Origin of the sequence: Pseudomonas sp. CM27 (assembly GCF_013179515.1) — a bacterium.
Taxonomy (GTDB): domain Bacteria; phylum Pseudomonadota; class Gammaproteobacteria; order Pseudomonadales; family Pseudomonadaceae; genus Aquipseudomonas.
The window spans coordinates 9,115-16,142 of the sequence record NZ_JABMCN010000134.1; the positions used below are offsets into that span (position 1 = coordinate 9,115).

The 7,028-nt window shown below is 61.4% G+C and carries 9 protein-coding genes; 7 read left to right on the top strand and 2 right to left on the bottom strand.

Features of this window, described 5'->3' with window-relative positions; all coding sequences use genetic code 11:
* On the bottom strand, nucleotides 1-303 hold a 303-nt coding region (locus HP547_RS17205), incomplete at its 3' end, for a peptide deformylase (protein WP_172286919.1).
* A 206-nt stretch (nucleotides 304-509) separates the two neighbouring features.
* Between HP547_RS17205 and dprA the strand changes: the two genes are divergently transcribed.
* From dprA to HP547_RS17230, 5 genes are all read left to right on the top strand, one after another.
* The gene (gene dprA, locus HP547_RS17210) at nucleotides 510-1,607 is read left to right on the top strand and encodes a DNA-processing protein DprA (RefSeq protein WP_172286920.1); all 1,098 of its coding nucleotides are present in this window, start codon (nucleotides 510-512) and stop codon (nucleotides 1,605-1,607) included.
* A gap of 42 nt (nucleotides 1,608-1,649) precedes the next feature.
* Nucleotides 1,650-2,207, top strand: coding sequence for an L-threonylcarbamoyladenylate synthase (locus HP547_RS17215; protein ID WP_172229401.1), 558 nt, complete (start codon nucleotides 1,650-1,652; stop codon nucleotides 2,205-2,207).
* A 460-nt stretch (nucleotides 2,208-2,667) separates the two neighbouring features.
* Complete coding sequence (locus tag HP547_RS17220; RefSeq protein WP_172286921.1) at nucleotides 2,668-2,973, top strand: hypothetical protein; 306 nt, start codon at nucleotides 2,668-2,670, stop codon at nucleotides 2,971-2,973.
* A gap of 342 nt (nucleotides 2,974-3,315) precedes the next feature.
* Nucleotides 3,316-3,600 (top strand): type II toxin-antitoxin system Phd/YefM family antitoxin, encoded by a 285-nt coding sequence (locus tag HP547_RS17225; protein ID WP_172286922.1) that lies wholly within the window; start codon nucleotides 3,316-3,318, stop codon nucleotides 3,598-3,600.
* The gene (locus tag HP547_RS17230) at nucleotides 3,566-3,874 is read left to right on the top strand and encodes a Txe/YoeB family addiction module toxin (RefSeq protein WP_172286923.1); all 309 of its coding nucleotides are present in this window, start codon (nucleotides 3,566-3,568) and stop codon (nucleotides 3,872-3,874) included. The genes HP547_RS17225 and HP547_RS17230 overlap by 35 nt, the downstream gene beginning before the upstream one ends.
* A 135-nt stretch (nucleotides 3,875-4,009) precedes the next feature.
* Here HP547_RS17230 and HP547_RS17235 read toward each other — a convergent pair whose 3' ends face one another.
* The gene (locus HP547_RS17235) at nucleotides 4,010-4,987 is read right to left on the bottom strand and encodes an NADPH:quinone reductase (RefSeq protein WP_172286924.1); all 978 of its coding nucleotides are present in this window, start codon (nucleotides 4,985-4,987) and stop codon (nucleotides 4,010-4,012) included.
* 135 nt (nucleotides 4,988-5,122) lie between these two features.
* Between HP547_RS17235 and hemF the strand changes: the two genes are divergently transcribed.
* Nucleotides 5,123-6,034, top strand: a complete 912-nt coding sequence (gene hemF, locus HP547_RS17240) for an oxygen-dependent coproporphyrinogen oxidase (protein WP_172229397.1) — start codon at nucleotides 5,123-5,125, stop codon at nucleotides 6,032-6,034.
* 25 nt (nucleotides 6,035-6,059) lie between these two features.
* Nucleotides 6,060-6,884: a shikimate dehydrogenase gene (gene aroE / locus HP547_RS17245; protein ID WP_172229395.1), complete on the top strand. Its 825-nt coding sequence runs from the start codon at nucleotides 6,060-6,062 to the stop codon at nucleotides 6,882-6,884.
* Nucleotides 6,885-7,028 lie beyond the last annotated feature (144 nt).

Sequence of the window (7,028 nt, forward strand, 5' to 3'; positions counted from 1 at the left end):
ATTCTCGTAGAAGCCGGGCACCGACAGGCAACCTTCCTGGTACTGGCCCATGTCGTGGGTCAGCTCTTCCACCGTGGGGTTGATGAAGACCCGCGGTTCGCTGCGGTCTTCGCTGAGGTCCATGACCACAACCTGCTTGTGCACGTTGACCTGGGTCGCGGCCAGGCCGATGCCAGGGGCTTCGTACATGGTTTCAAACATGTCGTCGATCAGCTGACGCAGGGCGTCGTCGAACTCCGTCACCGGTTTGGCGATGGTGCGCAGGCGCGGGTCCGGGAATTCGAGAATGTTCAAGATGGCCATAAGGTCAGGCAGTCACTGTGCGGTCGGTTGAAAACTGAGCACACATAATAAAGGGAAACGGCGATTTCAGCACCTGGCAACCTCGTCTAGGGTGTCTATGGGCGTAATAGCCCCCAGTCAATGGACAGCTTTTCAAAGTGTTACCCACAAAGTTATCCACAGTTTGTGCCACGTAAATGGCCCTGCTTTGATCAAGGATGATCTTAATGTCGATTTACCATTCGTCGCCTTGCCCGCCTGCCGAGCTGGAAGCCCGGCTGCGTTTGCACCGCCTTCCAGAAACCGGGTTGAGACGCTTTCGTAACCTGATCGATGCGTTTGGCTCGGCCTCCTCGGCACTATCTGCACCGGGTTCGGCCTGGCGTGCACTGGGCATTCCCCAAGTTACTATCGATGCTCGGCGCAGTGCCGAAGTGCGCGATGGCGCGTTGGCTGCAATGGCTTGGTTAGAGCGTCCGGGCCAGCATTTACTGATGTGGGACGACCCGGACTACCCTGCCCTGCTGGCTGAAATCGATGACGCACCGCCGCTGCTTTTCGTCGCCGGCGAACCGGCGCTGTTAAACCGTCCCCAGTTGGCAATTGTGGGCAGCAGGCGTGCCACACCGCCGGCCCTGGATACGGCTGGCGCTTTTGCACGCTATCTGGCGCAAGCCGGTTTCACCATTACCAGCGGGTTGGCCGTTGGCATTGATGGCGCCGCTCATCGGGCCGCATTGAAGACCGGAGGGAGCACGATTGGTGTGCTCGGCACGGGGTTGCAAAAACTTTATCCACAGCGCCACCGCGAGTTGGCCCAGGCCATGATCGAGACCGGCAGTGCGCTGGTTTCCGAGTACCCGTTGGATGCCGGGCCGCTGCCCGGCAACTTCCCCCGGCGCAATCGCATCATCAGTGGTTTGTCGCTGGGCGTGCTGGTGGTCGAGGCCAGTCTGGCCAGTGGTTCGCTGATTACGGCGCGCCTGGCGGCGGAGCAAGGCCGCGAGGTGTATGCCATACCGGGCTCCATTCACCATCCAGGCGCCAAGGGCTGCCACCAGCTGATTCGTGACGGCGCGCTGCTGGTAGAGACGGTGGAGCAGATCCTGCAAACGCTGCAGGGCTGGCAGAACCTGCCGCCCGACGTTGCGGAAAAATTCGACCATCCCCTGCTCGCCCTGCTGCACGCCGCGCCACAGACCAGCGAAAGCCTGGCCCATTGCAGCGAGCAGCCGCTGGCCGCCGTATTGGCGCAGCTTACCGAGCTGGAGCTGGAGGGCCGGGTCAGCAATGAAGCCGGGCGTTGGTTTGCCCGCGCGGGCTAAGTACACTGCTCACAAGCAAGGTATATAGGCGGGGAGACACAAATGGTGAGCAGTTTTCGTGTGCAACAAGCCGCACGTGAGATCCGGGCGGGCGCGGTGATCGCCTACCCGACGGAAGCGGTCTGGGGCCTGGGCTGCGACCCGTGGAACGAGGACGCGGTGTATCGGTTGCTGGCGCTGAAATCGCGCCCTGTGGATAAAGGCCTGATCCTGATCGCCGACAACATTCGCCAGTTCGACTTTTTGTTCGAGGATTTCCCCGAAGACTGGATCGACCGCATGGGCAGCACCTGGCCGGGGCCGAACACCTGGCTGGTGCCGCACCAGAACCTGTTGCCCGAGTGGGTGACCGGGCAGCATGACACCGTGGCGTTGCGGGTCAGCGATCACCCGGTGGTGCGTGACTTGTGCGCGCTGGTGGGGCCTTTGATTTCCACCTCGTGCAACCCGGGCGGGCGCCCGGCGGCGAAGACGCGGTTGCGGGTGGAGCAGTACTTCCATGGCCAGCTGGACCTGGTGCTGGGTGGGGCGCTGGGGGGGCGGAAGAATCCGAGTGTGATTCGGAACTTGGCTACTGGTGAGGTTGTGCGCCCGGGCTGATATCGCTGGCGAGGGCTTCGCCGGCGTGCGCGCCCCGGTCGATCGCCGGCAAGCCAGCTCCCACAGGTACTGCACAAGACTTGAAACCGGCGCGGTCGGTGTGGGAGCTGGCTTGCCGGCGATTGGGCCGCAAAGCGGCCCCAGTGGCTCTGCAGATTTTTCTGATTTTTTCTTGAAAGGCTGTCCAGCTTGCGGATTGGGAAATATCCTACGAGCCGCGTCCCCTGCCATCACCTTCTCAGTGGGAACCTCTGCCCTTAGGCTTACACCGTCGCTGAATAACTTGGCGATCGGGCGTGGTAACCCGAACCAGGGAGAGTTTCTGGCGGTCTATGGCGGCTGTACGCGGGAGGCTTTGCGCCTGCCGGGTTTGAGACTCTCTCCGGTTTACCACCCCGTGTACAGCTGCCACCTAATCGTGTGGTAACGAATAGGTGGGGCATTGAAGTGAGGGTTTCCAATGAAAAAGATAGTGCCCGATCCACCCCTTCCCTACACCTCCACCCGCCCCTTCGGCCGCTGCGACGCCGGCCATGACCCGCTCTTCACCGTAAACCCGAACATTTCCGCCGAGGACGCTCTGGTCCACGTAGCCCTGTACCTGCGCAGCGCCTACGAAACCGGCTACAAAGCCCTGGACTACATGCGCGAAGAGGGCCGTGGCATGTTCTGGTCGAACCTGCATGCAATTGAAATGGCAGAGGGTGTGATTGAGGCGATACTCGATGGCATCGAGTCGACCCCACCACCGCAGAAGAGGGTGTGAAGGCTGACAGGTGCCTGCCTCGAGGGTTTCAGCGCCTGTGAAATCGAGCGCCGCCCGCGCGGCGCTCGATCTACGTAACACCACAAAAATCAATGTGAGCACCATTTCCTACACGCTCTGTCGAACGCAATCACCTGCCCATCAGAAGACTTCCAATTTATGCTTTGCATTCCCAAGGTTCCCGACCATGGGATGTTGAGGTTTGTACCTAGGCTTGTACAATGTTTCAGCTGGTGCCTGCCAGATTCATTAGCAGAAACCACCGAGCCTATTGCCCGTTCAGCATTGTTGCCCGGGCCGAGAAAAACCCGAGCCAGGCTTGCCTGGAAAGGATTTGAAGAAATGCATGTACTGACTTTTAGCCAGGCTCGCGCCGACCTGAAGCAGACGATGGATGATGTATGTCGGGATCACGAACCCGCGATCATTACGCGCCAGCGCGGTGAGCCGGTGGTCATGATCTCGCTTGAGGACTACAACGGCATGCAAGAGACCATGTACCTGCTGGGTTCTTCAGCCAATGCCAAGCGCTTGCGCGCATCCATTGATCAGCTGAGGTCAGGTAAAGCTGCTACCCATGAGCTGCCCATAGATGAACATGAAGTCAAAACAACGCAACAAGACTGAAGCTCGCAATTCTGTAAGCGTTGCGTTTACTTCAGAAGGTTGGGAAGACTACTGCCATTGGAAAGATGCTGACACGGATGTGTTTGCGACGATCAACGCCCTGATCAAGGAGTGCCTGCGTACTCCTTTCAAAGGCACCGGTAAGCCTGAGCCACTCAAGGGCGACCTTTCAGGATTCTGGTCTCGTCTTATTACTCGCGAACATCGGTTGGTCTACCTCTTCGAAGGTGGGCAGATGACAATCTTGCAGTGCCGATATCACTACGACGATTGATCATGCCCCGCCGTACTCAATGCCGATGCAGCACTTGTGGGAGCGGGTTCATCCGCGAACACCGGCAGAGCCGGTGCCATCCATCGCGGTGGCTTCTTCGCGGGTAAACCCGCTCCCACAGGGAACGTGTGTGGCTCAGGGAATTAGTACAGTCGATCCTACGGTCCGCCGCGCCGACAGCTCCACCTGCGCCTTGGCCGCCTCGCTCAGCGGATACTTTTGCTGGATATCCACAACCAGCTTCCCACTCGCAATCATCGCAAACAGGTCATCGGCCATGGCCTGGGTGTTCTCGGCATTATTCGCATAGGTCGCCAAGGTCGGCCGGGTCACATACAGCGAGCCCTTCTGCGCCAGAATCCCCAGGTTCACCCCGCTCACCGCACCCGAGGCATTGCCAAAGCTCACCATCAACCCACGCGGTTGCAGGCAGTCCAGCGAGGTCAGCCAGGTATCGGCACCCACCCCGTCATACACCACCGGGCATTTCTTGCCATCGGTCAACTCCAGCACCCGCTTGGCCACGTCTTCGTGGCTGTAGTCGATGGTCGCCCAAGCCCCCAGCGCCTTGGCACGTTCGGCCTTCTCGGCGGAGCTGACGGTACCGATCAGCCTGGCGCCCAGTGCCTTTGCCCACTGACACGCCAGCGAGCCGACGCCGCCTGCCGCCGCGTGGAACAGGATCACGTCACCTGCCTTTACTTCATAGGTCTGCTTCAGCAGGTACTGCACGGTCAAACCCTTGAGCATCACCGCCGCCGCCTGCTCGAAGCTGATGTTGTCGGGCAGCTTGACCAGGTTGGCCTCAGGCAGCGTATGCACCTCGCTGTACGCCCCCAGCGGGCCGCCGGCATGGGCCACGCGGTCGCCGACCTTGAGCCGGGTCACACCCTCGCCCACAGCCTCGACCACACCCGCCGCTTCGGTGCCCAGGCCGGAAGGCAGGGACGGCGGCGCATACAGCCCGCTGCGGAAGTAGGTATCGATGAAGTTCAGGCCGATCGCATGGTTACGCACACGTACCTGCTGTGGCCCGGGCGGGGTGGGTTCGAATTCCACAAACTGCAGCACTTCCGGGCCGCCATGCTGGCTGAACTGGATACGCTTGGCCATCTCGCACTCCTGTACTCGGGATCGGGAAAAGGCCTTCTATCGGACGCCTTTGCTTGATCGCCGTCAACTGCGGCGCGCGGGTTGGCGGTGGTATGCTACGCGGCGAATTCTTCCCTGCCCGTTCCTGGTGACCCGATGACTAGCCGCACCGAGGCCGTGAAAGCCTACCTGCTCGACCTGCAAGACCGCATCTGCTCTGCCCTCGAAGCCGAAGACGGCGGTGCCCGCTTCGTCGAGGACGCCTGGGTGCGCGAAGCCGGTGGCGGGGGCCGTACGCGGGTGATTGGCGAAGGCAAGCTGATCGAGAAGGGCGGGGTCAACTTTTCCCATGTGTTCGGCAGTGGCTTGCCGCCTTCGGCAAGTGCCCATCGCCCCGAACTGGCAGGCCGTGGCTTCGAGGCCTTGGGCGTGTCGCTGGTGATTCACCCGCACAACCCGCATGTGCCCACTTCGCACGCCAACGTGCGTTTCTTCATTGCCGAAAAGGAAGGTGAAGAGGCCGTGTGGTGGTTCGGCGGCGGTTTCGACCTGACCCCGTACTACGGCAATGAAGAAGACTGCATCCACTGGCACCGCGTGGCCGAGCAGGCCTGCGCGCCGTTCGGCGCCGATGTGTACCCGCGTTACAAGGCCTGGTGCGATCGCTACTTCCACCTCAAGCACCGTGGCGAGCCACGCGGCATCGGTGGCTTGTTCTTCGATGACCTGAACGAGTGGGACTTCGACACCTGCTTTGCCTTTATCCGCGCCATCGGCGATGCCTTCGTCGACGCGTACCTGCCGATTGTCCAGCGTCGCAAGGACACGCCCTTCACCCCGGCGCAGCGCGAGTTCCAGGAATACCGCCGCGGCCGCTACGTGGAATTCAACCTGGTCTACGACCGTGGCACCCTGTTCGGGCTGCAGTCCGGTGGCCGCACCGAGTCGATTCTGATGTCGCTTCCGCCGCAAGTCCGCTGGGGCTACGATTGGAAGGCCGCGCCGGGCAGCGAAGAAGCGCGCCTGACCGAGTACTTCCTGCAGGACCGCGACTGGCTTGGCCAGTAAGCCTGTGGACAACCAAGGAATCGTCATGGACCAGTACGTCGTTTTCGGTAACCCCATCGGCCATAGCAAGTCGCCGCTGATCCATCGCCTGTTCGCCGAGCAGACCGGCCAGGACCTGGAGTACGCCACGTTGCTGGCGCCGCTGGACGAGTTCAGCGACTGCGCGCGTGGTTTCTTCAAGCAAGGCAGTGGCGGCAACGTCACCGTGCCGTTCAAGGAAGAGGCCTACCGCCTGTGCGACAGCCTGACCCCGCGTGCCCAGCGCGCTGGCGCGGTGAATACCCTGAGCAAACTGGCCAACGGTACCTTGCAGGGTGACAACACCGACGGTGCAGGCCTGGTGCGCGACCTCACCGTCAATGCCGGGGTCGAGCTGGCGGGCAAACGCATTCTCATTCTCGGGGCCGGTGGTGCTGTGCGGGGCGTGCTGGAGCCAATTCTGGCGCACAACCCGCAATCGCTGGTGATCGCCAACCGTACCGTGGAAAAGGCCGAGCAGCTGGCGCGCGAGTTCGACGAGCTGGGGCCAGTGGTGGCCAGCGGGTTTGCCTGGTTGCAGGAGCCGGTGGACGTGATCATCAATGCCACTTCGGCGAGCCTGGCAGGCGAGATGCCGCCGATTGCCGACAGCCTGGTCGAGGCGGGGCGAACGGTCTGCTACGACATGATGTATGGCAAGCAGCCGACACCGTTTTGCCAGTGGGCTGCGAACCTGGGTGCGGCCAAGGTGCTGGATGGGTTGGGGATGCTGGCCGAGCAGGCGGCTGAGGCGTTCTTTATCTGGCGTGGGGTGCGGCCGGATACGGCGCCGGTGTTGGCTGAATTGCGCCGGCAGCTTGCTCGAGGCTGAGATTGCCGGGGCCGCAAAGGAGGGTGTCAGAAATTTTGTGTTCGGGCATAACATGAGTAAGAGGTGCATGTATGCCAACCAAAAAAAAACCGCTCCGAGAGTTACCAAAGGTTCCGAAAGAGCTGCTGGAACAGTTTTCCGCTG